17 protein-coding genes are annotated in these 20,282 nt (G+C 66.5%); 4 read left to right on the forward strand and 13 right to left on the reverse strand.

Annotation, left to right across the window (positions count from 1 at the left end):
* Positions 1-17: 17 nt before the first annotated feature.
* The gene (locus AC07PE_RS11205) at positions 18-1,742 is read right to left on the reverse strand and encodes a ShlB/FhaC/HecB family hemolysin secretion/activation protein (protein WP_498764232.1); all 1,725 of its coding nucleotides are present in this window, start codon (positions 1,740-1,742) and stop codon (positions 18-20) included.
* Between the two features lie 495 nt (positions 1,743-2,237).
* Between AC07PE_RS11205 and AC07PE_RS11210 the strand changes: the two genes are divergently transcribed.
* A complete protein-coding gene (locus AC07PE_RS11210) occupies positions 2,238-3,755 on the forward strand; it encodes an FAD-dependent oxidoreductase (protein WP_498764234.1) in 1,518 nt (505 codons plus the stop codon).
* A gap of 14 nt (positions 3,756-3,769) precedes the next feature.
* Here AC07PE_RS11210 and AC07PE_RS11215 read toward each other — a convergent pair whose 3' ends face one another.
* The 6 genes from AC07PE_RS11215 to AC07PE_RS11240 form a co-directional block, all read right to left on the reverse strand.
* A complete protein-coding gene (locus tag AC07PE_RS11215) occupies positions 3,770-4,936 on the reverse strand; it encodes an acyltransferase family protein (RefSeq protein WP_498764236.1) in 1,167 nt (388 codons plus the stop codon).
* Positions 4,933-6,423 (reverse strand): tryptophan halogenase family protein, encoded by a 1,491-nt coding sequence (locus AC07PE_RS11220; RefSeq protein WP_498764239.1) that lies wholly within the window; start codon positions 6,421-6,423, stop codon positions 4,933-4,935. The genes AC07PE_RS11215 and AC07PE_RS11220 overlap by 4 nt, the downstream gene beginning before the upstream one ends.
* Before the next feature lie 24 nt (positions 6,424-6,447).
* Positions 6,448-7,470: a cupin-like domain-containing protein gene (locus AC07PE_RS11225; RefSeq protein WP_498764241.1), complete on the reverse strand. Its 1,023-nt coding sequence runs from the start codon at positions 7,468-7,470 to the stop codon at positions 6,448-6,450.
* Complete coding sequence (locus AC07PE_RS11230; RefSeq protein WP_498764243.1) at positions 7,454-8,200, reverse strand: SapC family protein; 747 nt, start codon at positions 8,198-8,200, stop codon at positions 7,454-7,456. The genes AC07PE_RS11225 and AC07PE_RS11230 overlap by 17 nt, the downstream gene beginning before the upstream one ends.
* A 34-nt stretch (positions 8,201-8,234) precedes the next feature.
* On the reverse strand, positions 8,235-9,764 hold the full coding sequence (locus AC07PE_RS11235) for a tryptophan halogenase family protein (RefSeq protein ID WP_498764245.1): 1,530 nt from the start codon (positions 9,762-9,764) through the stop codon (positions 8,235-8,237).
* Positions 9,765-9,862: 98 nt separating this feature from the next.
* Positions 9,863-12,817 (reverse strand): TonB-dependent receptor, encoded by a 2,955-nt coding sequence (locus AC07PE_RS11240; protein ID WP_498764247.1) that lies wholly within the window; start codon positions 12,815-12,817, stop codon positions 9,863-9,865.
* Positions 12,818-13,090: 273 nt separating this feature from the next.
* Here AC07PE_RS11240 and AC07PE_RS11245 point away from each other — a divergent pair, with 273 nt between their 5' ends.
* Entirely contained in the window at positions 13,091-14,665 is a 1,575-nt protein-coding gene (locus tag AC07PE_RS11245; RefSeq protein ID WP_498764249.1) for a family 16 glycosylhydrolase, read from the forward strand.
* On the opposite strand, the gene AC07PE_RS11250 is transcribed toward AC07PE_RS11245, so the two are convergent.
* The 6 genes from AC07PE_RS11250 to AC07PE_RS11275 all read right to left on the reverse strand — a co-directional run bounded on the left by AC07PE_RS11250 (position 14,608) and on the right by AC07PE_RS11275 (position 17,923).
* Positions 14,608-14,943 (reverse strand): hypothetical protein, encoded by a 336-nt coding sequence (locus AC07PE_RS11250; RefSeq protein ID WP_498764251.1) that lies wholly within the window; start codon positions 14,941-14,943, stop codon positions 14,608-14,610. The two genes, AC07PE_RS11245 and AC07PE_RS11250, sit on opposite strands and share 58 nt — an antisense overlap.
* A 52-nt stretch (positions 14,944-14,995) precedes the next feature.
* Positions 14,996-15,379, reverse strand: coding sequence for a hypothetical protein (locus AC07PE_RS11255; protein ID WP_498764253.1), 384 nt, complete (start codon positions 15,377-15,379; stop codon positions 14,996-14,998).
* Positions 15,380-15,561: 182 nt separating this feature from the next.
* On the reverse strand, positions 15,562-15,852 hold the full coding sequence (gene merP, locus AC07PE_RS11260) for a mercury resistance system periplasmic binding protein MerP (protein WP_498764255.1): 291 nt from the start codon (positions 15,850-15,852) through the stop codon (positions 15,562-15,564).
* A gap of 13 nt (positions 15,853-15,865) precedes the next feature.
* Positions 15,866-16,219, reverse strand: a complete 354-nt coding sequence (locus AC07PE_RS11265) for a mercuric transporter MerT family protein (RefSeq protein ID WP_498764257.1) — start codon at positions 16,217-16,219, stop codon at positions 15,866-15,868.
* A gap of 13 nt (positions 16,220-16,232) precedes the next feature.
* Positions 16,233-17,351 (reverse strand): transglutaminase-like domain-containing protein, encoded by a 1,119-nt coding sequence (locus tag AC07PE_RS11270; RefSeq protein ID WP_498764259.1) that lies wholly within the window; start codon positions 17,349-17,351, stop codon positions 16,233-16,235.
* Positions 17,352-17,398: 47 nt separating this feature from the next.
* Positions 17,399-17,923: a TlpA family protein disulfide reductase gene (locus tag AC07PE_RS11275; RefSeq protein ID WP_498764261.1), complete on the reverse strand. Its 525-nt coding sequence runs from the start codon at positions 17,921-17,923 to the stop codon at positions 17,399-17,401.
* A gap of 118 nt (positions 17,924-18,041) precedes the next feature.
* Between AC07PE_RS11275 and AC07PE_RS11280 the strand changes: the two genes are divergently transcribed.
* On the forward strand, positions 18,042-18,374 hold the full coding sequence (locus AC07PE_RS11280) for a DMT family transporter (protein ID WP_498764263.1): 333 nt from the start codon (positions 18,042-18,044) through the stop codon (positions 18,372-18,374).
* Positions 18,375-18,441: 67 nt separating this feature from the next.
* Positions 18,442-20,268, forward strand: a complete 1,827-nt coding sequence (locus AC07PE_RS11285) for a family 43 glycosylhydrolase (RefSeq protein ID WP_498764265.1) — start codon at positions 18,442-18,444, stop codon at positions 20,266-20,268.
* The last annotated feature ends 14 nt before the right edge of the window (positions 20,269-20,282 follow it).

Below are 20,282 nucleotides of genomic sequence, written 5' to 3' on the forward strand. Positions count from 1 at the left end.
TCTCTCTCGGTGGGTGCTTAGATGTCGACGTTCAGGCGGACCCAGACCTGGGTTGCTTCGCGCTGGAAGAAGTGCGGTTCGTGCAGTGCGCGGGTGGCGGAGACGTCGAGCGAGGCGCCTTTGAAGGCGGCATTGAAGCCCAGTGCGACGCCGCTCAGGGTGCCGTCCGGGATGCCGTCGACGCGGTTGGACACGTGGCCGACGTCGAGGCCGGCGTAGAGGCGCAGCGGAATCGCCCGGCCGGCGATCTGCACGGCCGGACGCAGCGCCAACTCGTTGCGCAGATAGGCGCCGTGGTCGCCCGACAGCGTGTTGTTGTAGAAGCCGCGCACCGAGAACGGGCCGCCGATCAGCATTTGTTCGGAGCCGAACAGGGTGTCGAACGCATACTGGCCGCTGAGGCTGGAACTGAAGCTGGCGTCCAGGGCGCCGAGCTTGAAGGGGCGCATGAAGCTGGCGTTGAGGGTCAGCTTGCCGAACTGCGCGTGCGGCGCTGTGTCGATCAGGCCTTCCTGGTCGTGCAGGGCGCCGGCGATGCCGAGGCCGCGCGAGTAGCCGAGGTCGGCCGACAGCGCGCCGCCCAGCAGTGCGGTGCTGGCGGTGCCGCCCAGGTCGAGTACCGACAGCTTGCGGCTGCTGACGCCCAGCAGTTCGCCGCCGAGGTAGTTCTTGCTGTCCTTGGCGGTCAGGTTGCCGTACACGCCGGCGCGGGTGACCTGGTTGCGGTACAGGAGTTGGTCGACGCGCAGGCTCGCGTTGCGGGTGCGGCCGCGGAACTGCAGCGCTTCGCCGCTGGGCAGGTCCACCATGCTGACGAACTCCGATTCGCTGCCGGAGAGCGTGACGGTGGTCCAGCGGAAGGGCACGATCGCGGTCAGGCTCTTGCTCTCCGAACCCTTGTGTTCCATGTCGTTCGGCTGCGAGCGGCGGAAGGTGGCCAGCAGCAGTTCGTTCATGCCCAGCAGGCTGTCGCCGCTGAACGAAAAGCCGGCCTGCTTGCGGCCGGTGCTCTCGGAACCGCTGTTGTCGGCGGAAACGCTGGCGTGGACCGGGCGGCCCGGCTTGTTGTGGATGACGACCACGCTCTCGCCGGCACTGGCGCCGGGCTGGATGTCGAGTGCGGCGTTGTTTGAGGACAGGCGGTTCAGCTGGTCGATGCCCTGTTCGAAGTCGCGCAGGTTGAGCAGGCCGCCCCGCGCCGGGAACACGTTGCGCGGATTGATGCGCGCGCCGTCGTCGACCTTGACGCCGCCCAGGCGGCCTTCGATCACCAGGATTTCCAGGCGCCGCTTGGCGAGTTCCTGCGCCGGCAGGTAGGCGCGCGTGGTCACGTAGCCGCGGTCGATGTAATCCTTGGTGATCAGCCCCAGGATGGTCTCGATTTCGCTGACGCCCAAACAACGGTGGCTGAAGCGGGCCTCGATGTCGGCGCGCACCCTGGCGCTCAGTTGCGGCGCGCCGTTGATGACGATGACGTCGATGTCGTGGCAGCGCGGGCCGGCGCCGGAGGCGTCGACCGGCGGGCGCAAGCGGCTGGTGTCGATGCCCGGTTCCTTGCGTTCGGCCGGCTTGGCCGCTTCGATGTCACGCTTCAGGCGTTCCTGTTCCTGGCGCTGCAGCACGTCGGCGCGTTGCGCGGCAGCGGCGGGATCGATGCCGGTCTGGGCATGTGCGATGGGTACGATGGCGAAAGCGGCGGCAAGGGCTGTAGCGAGCCGGGTCTGGAATTGGGAGATGGCCATGTTGGCGGAGAGATCCTTGGTGGTCTGGAGTGCAGGGCTGCGTCTGGCGGCGCCGGTGACTGATGCGACGGGTATGCATGGGTTCATCTTTTTTTGCCCGTCGGAAACTGAACAGATCTTATTTGCAGGCCATTCGGCTGTCACGTGCTTCCTGTAAGAATCATCCTACGCTGTCGTCAATCCGCGACGATTTGTGCTTTTTGAATGCAATTACGATCAGATAATTATTGAAAGACGACGATATTAGAGAACGTGCGTTCTCTTTTTCCTTGCCATACTGGCAGCAACAGACGCTAGCATGCTAGAATTTTCGGGTCGAAAAAGGCAGCGGCGGTTCCCGGTAAGTCCGCCCGCTTCCCACGCACGGAAGTTCTGTTCCTTCATCTCGCATGCATGAGAACCCACGACGAACCCGAGACATTTTTTGTTCGGGCTCGTCTGCGTTTTCGCTTCGCATCTTCGCGACGCCGATGAGCCCCCAACCATGGAGCTCACATGCACACATCTCACCCCGACGTCGACGTCCTTATTGCCGGCGCCGGCCCGGTCGGCCTCTTTCTTGCCTGCGAACTGGCGCTCGCCCGCCGTTCGGTCCTGGTCCTCGAACGCGAGGCCGATCCGTCTTCGCCCTTCAAGCAGCTGCCTTTCGGCATACGCGGGTTGTCCGCGCCCACCATCGAAGCGCTCCACCGGCGCGGCCTGCTGGACCAGCTCGAGGTGCCGCGGCGCCTGAAGAATCCCTTCGGCAGCGGCAGCGCGCAAGCGGCCCGGAAGCCGCGCCAGGCCGGCCACTTTGCCGGCATCGGCTTCCAGGCCGAGCGCATCGACGCTGCGCGCTGGCCGTGGCGGCTGGCGGGATCGCCGCCCACCTCGCTGATCGCCGAGATGGCGGAACTCGAGACGGTGCTGGCGCGCCGCGCGCATGCGCTGGGCGTGGAGATCCGGCGCGGCTGCGCCGTCAGCGGCTTCGAGCAGGATGCGGAGGGCGTCGACGTCCTGGCCGGCGAGTTCAAGGTTCGCGCCGGCTGGCTGGTCGGTTGCGACGGCGCCCGCAGCATCGTACGCAAGGCGGGCGGCTTCGAGTTCGCCGGCACCGAGCCCGAATTCACCGGCTATTCGGCCCGCGTGGACCTGGCCGATCCCTCGGCCATCGGTGCGGGACGGCAACTGACGCCGCGCGGCATGGTGTTCCAGTCGCAGCCGGACTACCTGGCCATCCAGGAATTCGACGGCGGCGCCGGGCACACCGGCGAGCCGCTCACGCGCGAGCGCCTGCAGGCCGTGCTGCGGCGGGTGTCAGGCGTAGACGTGGCCATCACGGCACTGCACGCGGCCAGCACCTGGACCGACCGCGCGCGCCAGGCCACGCGCTACCGCAAGGGCCGCGTGCTGCTGGCCGGCGACGCCGCCCACATCCACGCGCCGCTGGGCGGCCAGGGCCTGAACCTCGGCATCGGCGATGCGATGAACCTGGGCTGGAAGCTGGCCGCGGCCATCCAGGGCAGGGCGCCGCAAGGCCTGCTCGACAGCTACGAGGCGGAACGGCATCCGATAGGCGTGAAAGTGCTGGACTGGTCGCGGGCGCAGGTGCTGCTGATGCGGCCCGACCCGGCATCCCGCGCCATGCGCGCGATCGTCGAGGATCTGATGGACACGCAGGATGGCGCGACGTATATGGCAGGCCGGGTCTGGGGTGTCGAGACCCACTACGATCTCGGCGGCGGCCATCCATTGGTCGGCATGAGCGCGCCTGGCTTCGCATTCGCAGACGGCATGGGTCTCGCTGAACGGATGCGGGATGGCCGGGCGCTGCTGCTCGACTTCAGCGCACAGGACGCGCTGGCAAGGCTCGTGGCGCAATACGGCGAGCGCCTCGACTACTGCGCAGCCAGCCCGGAAGAAAGCCTCGGCCTGGCGGCGCTGCTGCTGCGCCCGGACGGCATCGTCGCCTGGGCTTCGGCGGAAGCGGGCGACCTGGCCGGGGCGGCGTGCGCCGCCGCGGCCTGGCTATGATTTGTGACTGCCAGTCATAAATCCCGGACGGCGCCCACGGGCGCTGCCGGCGCCGCCGATTCCGGCGCGAGCCAGCGCCGCGCCAGCCAGCGCCGTACAGGTTCGTCATAGAACTTCAGGACCACCCAGGCCAGCCCCACGGAGCCGACAAAGGCCAGCGCCGCCACCGGCATGGCGTCGCGCAGCGCCGGCTCGGTGTCCGCCACCCACGCCGCATAGGTGTAGATGATGGGGTAGTGCAGGATGTACAGCGGATACGAGATCGCCCCCAGGAAGCCGCATACCCGCACGCCGAAGCCGGTATGCAGGCTACCGCTCGCACCGAGCCAGACGATCAGCGGGAACACCAGCACGATCGCCAGCGACTCGTACAGCCCATTCATCCACAGCGTCTGGGCGCCGCCGAAGCGCGGCAGCGCAAGCACCGCCACCAGCAGCAGGCTGCAGACCGGGAAGGCATGCCGCACCCGTCCCGGCTGCACCGCCCGCGGCAGCAGCAGTCCCGCAAAGAAGGGGAACATCAGCCGCGTGAAGCCCAGCTGCAGCTGCACCGGTTCCAGCGACCAGCCGCCGATCACGTCGCCCCTGGGGCCGAGCACCAGATAGGGCACCAGCACCGCGCCGGCCGCCAGCACCAGCAGGGACAGGGCCAGCTTCGAGAAGCGGCGGACGAACAGCGCGTACAGGATGTTGGCCACGTACTCGTAGAACAGCGACCAGGCGGGCGCCGCAAGCGGATGCATCTCGCCCCAGCCGCGCAGTTCCAGCGAAGGCGGCAGCGGCAGCAGCGTCATCCCGATCAGCATGGTCAGCACCACCTGCCAGGCGCCGGCCTCGTGGATCTTCGGGAAGACCGGGCTGTCCTGGAAGGGAAGGGCGAGGGCGCCGACGATCATCGCCGCCACGATCATCGGGTGCAGGCGGATCAGGCGGCGCTTGCCGAACTCGCCCAGCGTCATGCGGTTCCAGCGGTCGTCGTAGGCATAGCCGATCACGAAGCCGGACAGCAGGAAGAAAAAGTCGACCGCCAGGTAGCCGTGGTTGATCACCTGCTCGAAGCGGTTCGGCGCATGCGGCTCGAGCAGGTGGAAGGCCAGCACCATCAGGGCCGCGACGCCGCGCAGGCCATCGAGGATGGCGTAATGCGGCTTGCTGTCGGCGTAGCGCGGCGTGGCGATCACGGCTTGGCGCCGCAGTAGCGCTCCACGTATTCCTGGTGCGAGGGCAACTGCGCCACCGTGCGCTCGACGCGGGTGCGGATGCCTTCCAGGAAGCCGCTCAGTTCTTCGTCGCCCATCAGGTCGGCGCTCGGGTGGTGCTGCTCGGGCATGATGCCCTGGCCCAGCATCACCTGGATCCACGAGTTCTCGGCGAACAGCTCGTTCACGACGCGGAAGGAGCGGCCGGTCTGCTCGAACATGTCGATGCGGTGCTGCAGCTGGGGCGGCACTTCCATCTCGGCGGCCTGCTTCCAGTAGGGCGTGTCGCGGCGCTCGGTCACCTTGTAGTGCAGGATGATGAAGTCGCGGATGAATTCGATCTCGGACCAGGTCTGGGCGTTGAACTCGTCGACGTCGGTCTTGCGGATGCCCTGCGAGGGGAAGTTCTGCAGCAGGCGCACGATGGAGCGCTGGATCAGGTGGATGCTGGTCGACTCGATCGGCTCCAGGAAGCCGCTGGACAGGCCGATCGCCACGCAGTTGTGCGACCAGGTTCTTTCGCGCTGGCCCGGCTTGAAGCGGATCACGCGCGGTTCGGTCAGCACCTTGCCTTCGATATTCCCGAGCAGGGTCGCCTTCGCGGTGTCGTCGTCGACGAAGCGGCTGGCGTACACGATGCCGTTGCCGACGCGGCTCTGCAGCGGGATGCGCCACTGCCAGCCCCAGTCGTGGGCCATCGAGCGGGTCATCGGCAAGGCCGGGCCCGTGGATTCGGTCTGCACCGCGATTGCGCTGTCGTTGAACAGCCAGTGAGACCAGTCCAGGTACTCGACGCCCAAGGTCTGGCCCAGCAGCAGCGAGCGGAAGCCGGTGCAGTCGATGAACAGGTCGCCCTCGATGCGCTTGCCGGAATCGAGCACCAGCGCGGCGATGTCGCCGTTCGCGGCCTGCTCGACGCTGGCGATCTTGGCCTCGATGCGCTGCACGCCGAAGTGCTCGCTGTAGCGGCGCAGGAAGCGCGCGTATCGGCCGGCGTCCAGGTGGTAGGCGTAGTTCAGGCCATCGTTGGGCAGGTGGGCGAACTTGTGTTCGAGACCGGCGCGCAGCTCCAGGCAGTAGTCGCCATAGTCGCGTGCCAGGCCCTTCTTGCGGCCCTTCATCCAGAAGTGCTGGAAGCCGGCGGTCCAGTGGTCGGTGCCGGTGGTGCCGAAGGAGTGGATGTAATCCTTGCCGCGGTCGCGCCAGCCCTCGAAGCTGATGCCCAGCTTGAAGGTGGCCTGGGTGGCGGCCATGAATTCCTGCTCGTTGATGTCGAGCAGGCGGTGGAAGTGGACCAGGGTCGGGATGGTCGCCTCGCCGACGCCGACGGTGCCGATTTCGTCGGACTCGACCAGCGTGATGTCGAGGACCTTGCCGAGGGTGCGCGAGAGCGCCGCCGCCGCCATCCAGCCGGCGGTGCCGCCGCCTGCGATCACGATGCGGCGGATGGGCTTGTGTTCTTGTTCCATGATGTCTCCTGCGATTCGGTATTGTTATCGGTTGATTCGGTTCAGCAGCGTGCCGCGCAGGGCGCGGGCACGGTCTTCGTCGAGCGGCGCCAGCGCGTGGCGCGCGTGCGGCGGCAAGTGCGCCTCGGCTTCCTCGCTGGGCTCGAAGATGTAATGGCGGAAGACCTCCTGCCAGGCGCGGCGCTGCTCGGGCGGCAGTTCGCGCATCGTCAGCAGGGCCAGCATCAGGGCATTGGTCGGCGTGTCCATGTAAGCCGGGGACTGGCGCCACCAGTAATTCACCAGCACGTTGAAGGGCGCGAGCGCTTCCACGTGGTGCCACCACATCGACGGAATGAAGATGGCGTCGCCCGGCTCCAGCTCCGCCACCTGGGCGTGCCGCAGCGCCTCGCGGAAGCGCGGGAAGCGTTCGTCATCGGGCGCAGCGAAGTCGACCAGGCTGATGGCCTGGCCGGCCGGGTTGAAGTCGAGCGGGCCGATATAAAGATTCGCCAGCTGGTCCGGCGGGAACAGCGTGAAGCGCCGGCGGCCGGCCGCCACCACCGCCAGGTTGTCCGGCAGGTCGTAGTGGGCGGCAATGCGGGTCTGGTTGCCGATCCAGATGCTGGCCAGGGCATCGCGTGCGCCCAGGTCGATGTCGTTGTCGCGGCGCAGGCCGGGCAGCACGCTGTCGATCGTGGTCGAACCGACGTAGATGGCGGCCGGCTGCGGGTTGTCGCGGTAGCCCTTCATCTCGTCGAGCACGGCGTCCAGGCGCGCGCGGGCCGAGTAGTAATTGAAGCCGGTCAGGTCCTGGTTGTAGAAGAAGCGGCCTGCGATCTCGGGCTTGCCCAGCATCGCGCCCACCGGGGCGCCCTGGTAGAAGCGGCGCAGGTAGGCGTCCGCGGCGTCGATGGAGGTACGGGCGGCGTCGACCAGCGGCCAGTGCGCCGCCAGGCCGCGCACGATGTAGGGCTCGGTGGCGCGCAGCAGCTCATCGGGCAACTGCGCCGGCAGCTTGCCGTCGACCGCGCCCAGCTCGCGGATGCGTTTATCGATGGGCAGCATCGGTGCCGGCGACTTGGCGGTTCTTGCGGTCGATCAGGCTGCGGAACTGCGCCAGCGAGGCCAGCACCATGTAGATCGCCTGCAGATAGCCGGCCTGGTGCAGGCGCGCCAGCTGCTCGGCCTTCAGCGCCGCCAGGCGTTCCTCGTGGATCGTGTAGAAGCCGGCCAGGCGGTTCTGCGAGCCGTCGTTCAGTTCGATGTCGAGCACGAAGGATTCCAGCAGCTCCAGTTGCAGCAGGGCTTCGACGAAGCCTTTCGAGTTCTCGATGCCGTCGTGGATGGTGCGCAGTACGCGGCTGATGCGCTCCAGGTACTCGCTGCTGCCGCCGTAGGACAGGAACAGCGGCTCGCCTTCCGTCGCGCTCAGGCGCGGGCTGTCGAGGTCCACGTGGATCATCATGTTGTCCCCGCCGTCGGCCGGGCGGCCGATCAGGAAGGGCTGGCGCTCCACGGTCAGCGGGATGTAAGGCGCGTCCCAGCCATTGCCCAAGCCTTCGCCGCCGCCCAGGAACAGGTTCTCGCCCTGCTGGAAGCCGAACAGCGCGATCGCGTCGAAGGAGGTGCCGTCGTGGTTCTTGGCGAAGACGATCGGATAGTGCGCCTGCAGTTCGCGGAACTCGGCCGGGAAGGTGAGGGCGGACATCACCGCATCGCCATAGGCGGCGCCGCGCTTGGTGAGGATGCGCAGCTGCTTGTGTTCGATGTTGTTCAGGATGGCGTGATTGGGCATGGTGTCTCTTTGCTTTGTTATTGGTGTATCAGTATCAAATGCGCGGCAGGCCGTGCCTGCGGATGTGGTCCAGCAGTTCGCGGTTCGAGGGCAGGGCCGGCAGCATGCGCGCGGTCAGGCGCGCGGCCTCGCGGAAGGCTTCGTCGGCCAGGTCGGGGCGGTCCGAGCCGCGTGCGGGCGCCTCGAGGTTGAAGCCCATGCCGTACAGGATGTACTGCCAGCTGGCGGACGGGAACACTTCCTCGATGCGCGAGAAATCGCGGCGCGAGGGCGGGCGGGCGCGCCACAGCTGCAGCAGTTCCTGCAGGCGCTCGGGAATCGACGCCGCCTCGCGGTGCTCGCGCCAGTAGTCCGTGTCGCTGCGCTTGCTGAGCACATAGTGCAGCTTGAGGAAGTCGATGATCCGCTCCCAGCGGTAGGTAAAGGCTTCGTTGAAGCGCGCCGCCACCGTGTCCATCTGGGCGCGGGTGGCCGGCAGGTCGTCGGCCAGCCATGAGGCCGACAGCTCGACCAGGGCCAGGGCCGATGCTTCCAGCGGTTCGATGAAGCCGGCGGACAGGCCAATCGCCACCACGTTGCGGTGCCAGAAGCGCTCGCGGTAGCCGGGCTCGAAGCTCAGCTTGCGCGGCGCCGGCATGTCCGCCGGACCGCCGGATGCGGCGACGTAAGCGCGCAGCACGCGCTCCGCATCCTCGTCGCTGGAATGGGCGCTCGAATACACGTGGCCGATGCCGCGCCGGCTGGGCAGGCCGATGTCCCAGATCCACCCGTTCGGCTGCGCGCTTGACGTGGTCTGCGAGGCGATGGGCGCGTCTTCGCTCGCATACGGCACCTGCACGGCCAGCGCCGTGTCGTTGAACAGCACGTGGCGCTGGTGCAGCAGCGGCACGCCGTAGTGCTTGCCGAGCAGGAGCGACTGCATGCCGGTGCAGTCGACGAACAGGTCGCCCTCGACCATGTCGCCGCCACGCAGCACCAGGGCCGCGATGTCGCCGTTCTCCTTCGAACGGATGTCCTCGACGTGGCCGACCACATGGCGCACGCCCAGCCTGTTCACGCAGTGCTCGCGCAGGAAGACGCCGAACTTGCCGGCGTCCAGGTGGTAGCCGTAGTTGGCTACTGCTGCAAATTCGGGGGTGGCGGCCTGCTTCGGCGCCCGTCCGTTCACGCACAGGTGGGGCTGGAAGCTGACCATGTCGGCGAAGGGGATGCCGCGGTGGGCGCGCTGCCAGGCTGCCGGCAGGTTGGCGTCGAAATATCCCTGCGGGAGTACGAAGGGGTGGAAATACGCGTCCCGGTCCGAGCCGTCGACCCAGCGTTCGAAGCGCGAACCCTGCTTGAAACTGGCGTCGCACTCGCGGAAGAAGTCGGATTCGGACACGCCGATGCGGTGCAGGGTGTCGCGCATCGAGGGCCAGGTGCCTTCGCCGACGCCGATGGTGGGCACGGCCGGCGATTCGACAAGGGTTACGCGCAGACGATGTTCGGCGGCCAGGACACCGGCGACCAGCCAGCCGGCGGACCCGCCGCCGACGACCACGATGTGTTCGATCGTGTTATTCATCCGTAAAGTCTACCCAAAATCACTGTAGTTGAGGAAATTTTTAAAAAAAACGGCCGGGTCATCCCCGGCCGTGCGCGTTCATGAGCGTCGTGAAACGATCAGAACTTGTAACGCATGCCCAGCATGTAACGCGGGCCGGTCTGGGTCACGTACTCGGCCATTTCCTTGGCGCGGCCATGGCTGCGGGTGATCTCGTTGGTCAGGTTGATCGCCTCGAACTGCACGCTGAGCTTCTCGGTGATGTTATAGCCGAGGCTCAGGTCCAGCTGGCCGTACGGTTCGACGTAGATCGGGTTGGGACCGGCCGAATCGAAGGTCGACGACAGAAACTCGCCGCGCCAGTTCCAGGCCAGGCGGGCATTCATGCGATCGTTCTCGTAGATGCCGACCACGTTGTACGAGTTCGACAGACCGACCAGCGCGAACTGTTCGCCCACCGACTTGTTGTCGTAGCGGAGGCCCGAGTGCACGTAGGTGTAGTTCGCCGACACGCCGAAGCCGTTGTTGAACATGTGCTGGAGGTTGAATTCCAGGCCGTTCAGGCTCGCCTTCTTCTGGTTCGAGAAGGAGGTGATGCGGAAGTTGGCGATCGGGTCGCCCGGCTGGCCGACGATGGTGCCGGTGGCGTTGCCGAGGGCGTCATCCGCGCCGCGGGTCACGCCGTTGCTGCCGGCGTGGTTGCGGAAGATGTAGTTGCGGATGCAGGTGGTGTCCGAATTCGCGCAACCGTTCTTCAGGGCCTCGTTCCAGAACGCGCCGCCGACCGGGGTATGCAGGCCGAAAGGCTGCTCGACGACTTGCGACTGGCCGGCGTAGTTGTCCAGGTCCTTGTAGAAGGCGTTCACCGAGGCGAAGCTCTGCTTGGCGTAGTACCACTCGAAGGACAGGTCGAAGTTCTTCGACTTGACCGGCTTAAGCGCCGGGTTGCCCTGCGAGCCGGTGCCACCTTCGACGCGCGCCAGGGTATTCAGGATCTGGCCGCCGGCGATCTGGTCGTAGCGCGGACGGCCGATGGTTTCGCCGTAGCTCGCGCGCACCTTCATGTCCTCGCGCAGGTCCATGTCCCAGTCCACGCTCGGCAGGAGGTTGTGGTACTTGCCGGTGAGGGTGGTGAAGGTCGGCGCGCCCATGTTGACCGTGAACTCGTTCTGCGAACCCCAGCTGATGGAGGTTGCGGCCGGCACCAGCGCGGTCGAGGTGACGTCGGTCTTCTCGTAGCGCACGCCGACTGCCGTGTGCATCGGGAAGCGCGTATCCCAGTCCGTGTTGAACTGCAGATAGAGGTTCTTGGTGTCTTCCTTGGTGCGCTGGTCGGTCGTGAAGCTGGTCTTCGGCAGATAGCCGGCCGGGTTCTTGGTCGCGTTCGCAGCGGCGGTGCGGGCCTCGTTGAAGTTGAAGGTGTAGAAGTTGTTGAAGAGCTTGGGGTTGTCGCTGCCGTCGATCTGGTCGAAGTAGCCGCGCACGGTGGCCGGATGCCACAGGCTGCTCGGGTAGTCCGAGGCCTTGGAGGCGCCGCCCCAGGTGTCGAGCTGGTTGTTCGATTCGGCCGAGCGGTTGTTGACCTTGATGATGCCGAGGCCGAAGTTCAGGTTCGAGGACTCCAGCATGCGCAGGCGGCCCTTGGCCTGGTACTGGTCGATCTTGCCCAGCATGTAGCGGTTCTGGAAGTTCGAGCCGGTCACCTGTTGCGGCGCCTTGACGAAGTCCGCGCCGACGATGCTCAGCACCGGGAAGTCCTTCGAGAAGTCGGCGGTGGTGTCGCCGCGCGAGAAGCTGGCGGTGCCGAGGGTGTTGAAGGAGCCGAAGGGGCTGTCCGCCATCGATTCGGCGGTCGAATGGTGGCCGTCGAATTCCAGCTTCAGGTCATTGGTGGCGCGCCACTGGGCGTTGAAGCCCAGCGACTTGTTGTTGGTCTTGGTGGCGAAGTCGCCGGCGCCCATCGCGATGTCGCTGGTGGCCGGGGAGATCTGCTCGGTGTACAGCAGCGGCGCCGCGACCGGGCCGTTGGTCCACGAGGAGGTCGACGGACCGAAGTTGAACCAGGCCGAGAGGTCGTTGCGCTTGGTCTGCAGCTTGTTCTGCGAGTAGGTGTAGTCCAGGGTCGTGACCAGTTCCTTGACCGGTGCAAACTGCAGGGTCAGCTGGCCGTTGGTACGCTGGCGCTTGACGCCGGTGAAGCTGTAGTTCAGGTTCTGCGGCACCTCGTAGACGTCGCTCGGCTTCGGGTGGTTGGTGGCGCCGGTGGCGGGGATCGTGCCCCAGTTCTGCTCGTCGCCGCGGAACGGACCCTTCCAGCCGCTGGAAACGGCGGCCTGGTTGTAGCCCAGGTTGCGTTCCTGGTAGCTGGCGCTGATGCCCAGGCCCCACTTGCCGTCCTTGCTGGTGGTGGTGTAGATGCCCGAGAACTCCGGCGTGAAGGAGCTGTCGGCACGGTCGTCGTTCGGCAGGTTCTTGTTCGAGGTGTCGTCCATCATCTTGACGCCGATGCTCGAATAGGTGCCGAGGCGGTCGAGCGGACGCGCGGTGATGACGTTGATGGTGGCGCCGATGCCGCCGGTCGGCGTCTCGGCGCGGCTGGTCTTGTAGACCTGCAGCTGCGAGATCGCTTCGGAGGCCAGGTTCGAGAAGTCGAAGGCGCGGCCGTTCAGGTCGCCCAGGTTCGAGGTCGGCATCTGGCGGCCGTTCAGCAGCACCATGTTGAAGTCGGGGCCGATGCCGCGCACGGTGACCTTCTGGCCTTCGCCGTTGACGCGGTCGATCGAGACGCCGGAAATGCGCTGCAGCGACTCGGCCAGGTTGGTATCCGGGAACTTGCCCATGTCTTCGGCCACGATGCCGTCGACGATACCGTCCGAATTGCGCTTCAGGTTCAGCGACGAAGCCAGCGACTGGCGGATGCCGCTGACCACCACCTGCTGCACGCCGGCGGCTTGCGCCGTGGTGTCGCTGGTGGCACTGGCAGCGTCCTGCGCATGTGCCGACATGCCGAACGCCGTACAGGCGCCGGCGACCGCCAGGCTGATCAGTTTCTTGTTTGCCTTGGGATAATGCATTGGGTCTCCTCTGTTTTTCTTGGCGTAGTTGTAATTCATCAGGTGAGGGCTTGCTCCTTGAATCCTTTCAACTCATCTGGAAATGTTTGGAAACGTTTCCATATCAGTTGTCTGAATCTTATGTTCAGTAAAAATAATTGTCAACGGGTTACTTTGTTTTTTTCGAGAAGCGCGTGGCGGACGCAACACCTGTCAAAAGTGCTATAGTCGGCGCCGATCTGGGAACGTTTCCAAGCGGACCCGAAAAATAGAAAAAATGGAGACTGCCGAACGATGAAGATCCGTGACCTGATCCAGGCCGCGGCGCTGCTGATGTGCGCGCCGCTTTGCACCGACTCCGCGCTGGCAGCGGGCCGTCCCTTTGCCTGGCCGAACGGCGCCCGCGCCGCCGTCAGCCTGGCCTACGACGACGCCATCGATTCCCAGCTCGACCACGCCATCCCTGACCTCGACCGCTACGGCTTGAAGGGCAGCTTCTACCTGCAGCTGTCCAGCCCATCGGTGCAGAAGCGCATGGCGGAATGGCGGGCGGCAGCGAAACGCGGTCACGAACTGGGCAACCATTCGCTGTTCCACCAGTGCGCGCATTCGAAGCCGGACCGCAGCTGGGTGCAGGCGCAGCGCGACCTCGACACCACCACGCCCGCGCAGATGCGCGACCAGGTCGAACTGGCGAATACCATGCTGCAGGCGATAGACGGGGCGGTCGAGCGCACCTATACCGTGCCCTGCGGCGACCGGCTGGCATCGGGCCAGGATTACGTGGACGGCCTGCGCACGGCCTTCGTGGCCATCAAGTCAGGCGAAGGTTCGGGCGTGATCGATTCGATGGAGGCCCTCGACCCTTGGGCGGTGCCGGTGCTGGCCCCCGTTGGCCTGAGCGGGCAGGAGCTGATCGCCATCGTCAAGCGCGCCGAGGCGAAGGGGACCATGGTGAACTTCACTTTCCACGGCATCGGCGGCGACTACCTGACGACCTCCAACGAGGCGCACCGCGAGCTACTGGGCTACCTGGCGGCGCACCGCAAGACGGTATGGACCGACACCTTCCTGAGCCTGATGCGGCACGTGAAGGCGCAGCAGGCTCCAAAGCCGGCGGGCTGGGTGCTGGACTGGAGCGACGAGTTCGACGGCACGGCGCTCGACCACCGCAAATGGGTGGATGAACTCGGCGGCCATGGTTTCGGCAACCACGAGCTGCAGTTTTACACGGCACGGCCGGAGAACGTGCGCGTGAGCGAAGGGAATCTGGTGATCGAGGCGCGCCGCGAGAACTGGGAAGGCAAACAGTACACCTCGGCGCGGATCAAGACCGCCGGCCTGTTCGAGCGTACCCACGGACGCTTCGAGGCGCGCATCAAGATCCCGCGCGGGCAGGGCATCTGGCCGGCCTTCTGGCTGCTGGGCGCGGACTGCGAGCGGACCGGCTGGCCGCGCTGCGGCGAGATCGACATCATGGAAAACATCGGCAAGGAGCCTTCGACCGTGCACGGCACCCTGCACGGCCCGGGCTACTCGGGCGGGCAGGCCTTCGGCGAGCCGTCCAGTATCGAGGGCGTCTTCGCCGATGACTTCCACGTCTATGCCGTCGAGTGGGAACCGCGCGAGATCCGCTGGTACCGCGACGGCGTCCTTTACCACACAGCGCGTCCTGCGCTAGTGAAAGGCGACTGGGTCTTCGAGCACCCCTTCTTCGTGATCCTCAACCTGGCCGTGGGCGGCGACTGGCCCGGCAGTCCGGACGCCACGACGAACTTCCCGCAGCGGATGCTGGTCGATTACGTGCGCGTCTATCGTCGCTCAGGTTCGGGCTCGGCAGGCTCCGTGGGCGCCACCGCCGGCAGATAGCGCTCGCGCGCCTCGCGCGTCAGCTTGGCAATGCTGCGCAGGCAGTCCAGGGTTGGCACGCCGGCGTTCGCATCCGCCCCCTTGGCGTACATGCGGGCCAGCCTGGTTGCGACCTCCGCCGCGCCGGGAATCTGCTCGCGGAACAGCTTGATCAGGCTGACCACGGTTTCGTGGATGGCGGCGTGCGAGGCGCGCGCGATATTCTTGCCGCCGGGGTCGGCGGCCAGCGATTGCGCGATCGTGAGCTCGAACTGGGTTTCCGCGCGCTGGATGAGCATGCGGAGCTGTGCAGGTGTGTACTGTAGTCGCATGATGGTCTCGTCCTCGTGACTATTCCGCCCAGGCCGGCTCGCCTTGCGGCTGCGGCCGCAGGCGAGCGTGGGACTTTCCCGGCCTCACCCGCAAGGGCGCACGCGGCGCGGACGAGCGCACCGGTGTGAGCGGGCCTTCGTAGGGCGGGGTGTCGTGGTCGATTTCGGCCGGTTCGCCACGTCCGGCGCCGGCCAGGAACTGGGCGATCGCGATTTTGACGATGGCCCGGTTGCTGAGTTCTGCCGTCAGGCGGAACTTCCGGTTGTAATAGAAGAAGGTGGCCTTGTTGCCGTCGCAGCCGACGATGTCGACCTTCTTGGGCAGCGAGAAGCCGTAGCGTCCGCTGGCCCAAAGCTTGACCGTGCAGACCCCGGCATCGGGTGATGAAAAAGTAAAGTTCATGCAGGAATCGTAATCCTGCATACGGCCGCGCACGGAACGAAATTGTTCCAAACTATTACGGCGGGAACAGTTCTTTCCCGCCGGTAGCTTTTACTGCCTGGCGTAGGGTGGGCACTCTGTGCCCACGGTTGCATGCGGACCACCTACACATGGGTGGGCACGGGGTGCCCACCCTACATTGCTTATTGCCGGGTCGTCTTCAGCATCGACGGATAACCGACGTCTTCCGTAGCTTTCTTGAGGTCGGCCACGCTGGCCTGAGCGTCGTCGTAGACGATCACGGCTTCGCGCTTTTCGTAGCTGACTTGCACCTTGGACACGCCCGGCACCTTGACCAGCGATGCCTTGATCGTGATCGGGCAGGTGGCGCAATCCATGGTCGGCACGTTCAGCTTGACGGTCTGCTGCTTGGCCAGCGCGAACGGTGCTGCGAACAAGATGGCGATCAGGGTCAGTGCTTTCATCGTTTTCATATTGGCCTCAATCTCAATAGAACAAGGGGGCGATCAGCGGAAAGCCGAGCAGCAGGGCGATGAACAGGGCGCAGCCGAGGAACAGCTTGCGCATGGCGGGCCGGGTGGTGGTGCAGGCCGGGTCATCCACGGCGCAGGCTTGCGCCGGGCGGAACAGCAGCCAGCCGGCCCAGCCCAACGCGCCCAGGGTGAGGGCGATCGCGTAGGGCGTCAGGGGCTTCAGCGCGGTCAGGTGCACCATCCAGGCGCCGGTGATGCCGACCAGGACCAGCACCAGCGGCAGCACGCAGCAGGTCGAGGCCAGTATCGCCGCCAGTGTGGCGACGGCGATCAGCTTGCCGGCACTGCGTTCGGATGGTGCTTCCATGGCCGCTTGTACCTCAGATGGCGCGCGAGGTGATGGTGTAGGCGAAGCTGTCAGGCGCCAGCGAGTCGTAGGCCTCGCCGCGGCTTTCCGCCTGCGGGTACATCAGGAAGCCGACCTTGCCCTGCTTGGCGCCGGGCAGGCGAACGTCGTGGGCGAAGTTGTAGCCCATCCAGTTGCCTTCCCAGCCGCCGAACAGCGCCTGCTTGACCGGCGCAACGACCGGGTGGTCAGGGTCCTTGATCCAGTTCGGGGTTTCCTGGCGCATGACCTTGGCGACGTCGGCCGGATCCATGGCGACCCAGCCGTGGCGCTTCAGGTAGACCTCGGCGCGGCAATGCTGGGCGCCCTGCAGCGAGGCTGGCTTGCCGCCCAGTTCCTTGTAGCCGAAGGCGCTCGGGGCAATGCGGATGCCGTAGACGTCGCGCGCCGGCACGCCGGCAGCGCGGCAGAGGCCGACGAACAGGCCGTTCAGGTCGGCGCACTTGCCGCCGAAATTGCCGGTCTCCAGCATGGTCTTGATGTCGCCGGTGCCGCAGCCTTTGACTTTCGGCTCGCGGAAGGTGTTCAGCACGATCCAGTCGTAGATGCGCTGGACCTTGTCTTCATCGGTCTTCGCACCCGAGGTGATCTGCAGGGCCGTCTTCTTGACGATGCCGTCCAGCGGCATCAGGTCGGTGGGCTGCAGCCACAGGCGCAGGTCCTCGGCGGACTCGGCGCCGGCGCCCGGCTTCTTCCAGTTCTCGGCGCGGTCGCGGGTCTGGATGCGCGAGACGACTTCCAGCATCGGCGGTGCGCTGCCGTCGAATTCGGCCACCAGGAAACGGGCGCCGTAGCGCGGGTCGCTGCCAACCTTCATGCTCTTGGCGTTGCCCGACCAGTTGTTCGACAAGGTGCGCTGCCAGTCGGTGTCGACCGAGGGCAGGGGGATCCAGACGGTCGACGGGCCGGCCGCGCGCTGCAGGTTCACGCGGGTGACGACTTCATAGCTCTTCCAGTCGCCGGGGCGCGGGTCGAAATGGCGTTCGGCTTCCGCGGCGTTCTGGGCCAGCAGAGTACGCGGCAGGGCGCCGGCCAGCAGGGCGCCGGTGGCGGCTTTCAGGAGGGCGCGGCGGTTCGTCGGTTTGATGTTCATGTCGTCGAAGTCTTCCAGTCTGGATGTTGTTAATTATGCGTTGTTCTTCATTCGGCCACGAGGGCGTCGATTGCTGCTTTCAGGCGCGTGTCGCTGGCCCCGATCTCGCCCGCGCTGCGCCAGCGCGCGCGGCCCTTGCGGTCGACCAGGATCGTGGTCGGCATCACACCGGCGGTCCACTGCTTGAACATCTCGCCGCTACGGTCGCGCAGCACCGGGTAGGCAAAGGGATGGGCCGCCGAGAAGCGTTCGATGGTGTCGAGCGGCTCCTTGTAGTTGACCCCGACCACGGCCACCTTCGCCGGATCCTGGCCCGCCAGCGCGTTCAGCACCGGCAGCTCGTCCACGCAGGGCCCGCACCAGCTGGCCCAGAAATTCACCACCACGACCTTGCCGCGCAACTGGTCCAGCGTCCACTCCTTGCCGTCCAGTGCGGACAGGCGCAGCGCCGGCGTCGCCTGCTTCGCGGGCCAGGGCCGCAGTACCGCGTTCTCCGCGGCGCTTGCGGCATGGCCGGCGCAGGCCAGCAGGCAGGCGGCCGGGAGTAGGCGCGGGAGGAACCGGATCTGCATCGGCGTTCGTACTGGACCTGGTGGAATGGCCCCGCATGATACCAGACTGTCGTTTTCGCCGCCGGGACCAGGCCGGCTGGCGCTGGCTTGTTCGCGAGGTCTTGTTCATAATTGCCGCATGAATAACTGGATCTGCCTGGCGATCGCCATCCTCGCCGAAACCGTCGCCACCACGGCCCTGAAGGCCAGCGCCGGCTTCACCCGTCCCTTGCCCTCGCTGCTGGTCGTGGGCGGCTACGGCATCGCCTTCTACATGCTGGCGCTGACCTTGCGTTCGATACCGCTGGGTGTGACCTATGCGGTGTGGTCTGGCGTGGGGATCGTGCTGATTACGCTGGCGGGCTGGCTGCTGTACGGGCAGAAGCTGGATGCCGGGGCGCTGGCGGGCATCGCGCTGATTTTGGCGGGTGTGCTGGTGATGAATCTGTTTTCGAAGACGGCTGGGCACTAATTCCAAACGTGCAACGGCGCGGTCAACGCTACGGTATCCTCTTCCGCAAAAATCCGAGGAGACGCCCATGCACCCGTTCCGCTCCCTTGCCGCGGTCCTGCTGACGCTGCCGCTGCTCGCCAGCTCCGCCGAACCAGCCGCCTCTACCCGCGCCTACCACAACCCGCTCACGGTCCGCCTGGCCAGCGGCGAACCCGCCCAGAACTGCGCCGACCCGGCGGTGCTGCGCGACCCGCGCGCCGGTGGAAAAAACGGCGCCCCCACCTGGTACATGTACTGCACCAGCGACCCGGTCAGCAAGCGCGAGCGCGACCCGGCCGGCAAGGACGGCGGCTGGCATTTCCGCATGATCCCGATCTACCGCTCCACCGACCTGGTGCACTGGGACTTCGTCGGCGACGCCTTCTCGGACCGGCCGGCCGGGCTGGCCGCACCCACCTCGGGACTGTGGGCCCCGGAGCCGGAATACCTGAACGGCCGCTACTACCTCTACTTCACGGTCACCGACGTGGTCGACGAGCACAGTCCGGAGAAGGGCTGCGGCAACGACAGCGCGATCGGCGTGGCCACCTCCGACTCGCCCACCGGGCCCTGGCGCGCCAGCACCACGCCGGTCGTGATGCCGCGTCGCGCCGGCCCGGGCTGCAATTTCCACTGGACCTTCGATCCCAAGGTGATCGAGGCGAACGGCCGTAAATACCTCTACTACGGCAGCTACGGCGGCGGCATCTTCGTCACGCGGCTGAGCGAGGACGGCATGCGCGCCGAAGGGCAGGCGAGCATGGTGGGCGCGCCCGGCCGTTACGAGGGCGCCGAGGTCAAGTTCCATGACGGCTGGTGGTATCTGTTCGCGTCCGCCACCGACTGCTGCAACGGCCCGCTGACCGGCTACGCCGTCTACACGGGCCGCGCCCGCAAACCGGAAGGGCCCTTCCTCGACCGCTACGGCAACGACATGGCGAAGGGGCGCGCGGGCGGCACGCCGCTGTTGCTCCAGAACGGCAATCGCTGGATCGGCGTCGGCCACAACACCGTGTTCACGGACGCCGCCGGCCAGTGGTGGACCATCTACCACGGCATCGACCAGGCCGAGCCCTTCTTCAGCGCGAAGGACAAGCTGACCCGCCGCCTGGCGCTGCTCGACCGTATCGACTGGGTCGACGGCTGGCCGGTGGCGGGTGGCGGCCAGGCGCCGACCGACCAGGCGATGCCGGCGCCGATCGTCATCGAAGGCGCCCGCGCGGAGCAGCATCCGCGCGCGCTACACGCAGCGGTTCGTGTCCGCCCGCTGTGGCAGGACGAGTTCAAAAGCACAGCCTTGAATCCGCGCTGGACCTGGCTGCGTCCGCGCGATAAAAGCGGCTGGTCGCTCGGCCGAGAAGGCCTGCAGCTGAGCACCCAGGACGCCGACCTCCACGTCGACAACAACACCGCCAGCGTGCTGCAGGCCGCGCTGCCGAAGGGCGATTACCGAGTCGAGCTTGAACTCCGCCTGGACGCGCCGGAAGACTGCTGCACCACCGCGGTGCAGGCAGGCCTGGTCGTCATGCGCGACGACGACAACTACGTCAAGCTGGTCGAGATGGCGCGCGAAGGCCTGCGCCAGGTCGAGTTCGCGAAAGAGATGGCGCCCGTCGAGCAGTTCTACCCGCGCTACGGGAACACCCTGGCCGGCACGCCCGGCGCCACCACCTGGCTGCGCCTCGATGTCCACCGGGATGGGGGCGTCGAACGTTACACAGGGTATTCGAGCCAGGATGGCCGCAACTGGGTCGGCGGCGGTACGTGGACGCATCGCCTCGGCCAGGACGCCCGTCTGGGGCTCGTCGCGATGGGCGGCGCGGGCCGGCGCGCCACCGTCGTGCGGGTCGCCGTCAGCGCGCTGTCGCCATAAAAATACAGGGCGTG

It is taken from the genome of Telluria sp. GW821-FHT07G12 (genome assembly GCF_059418525.1).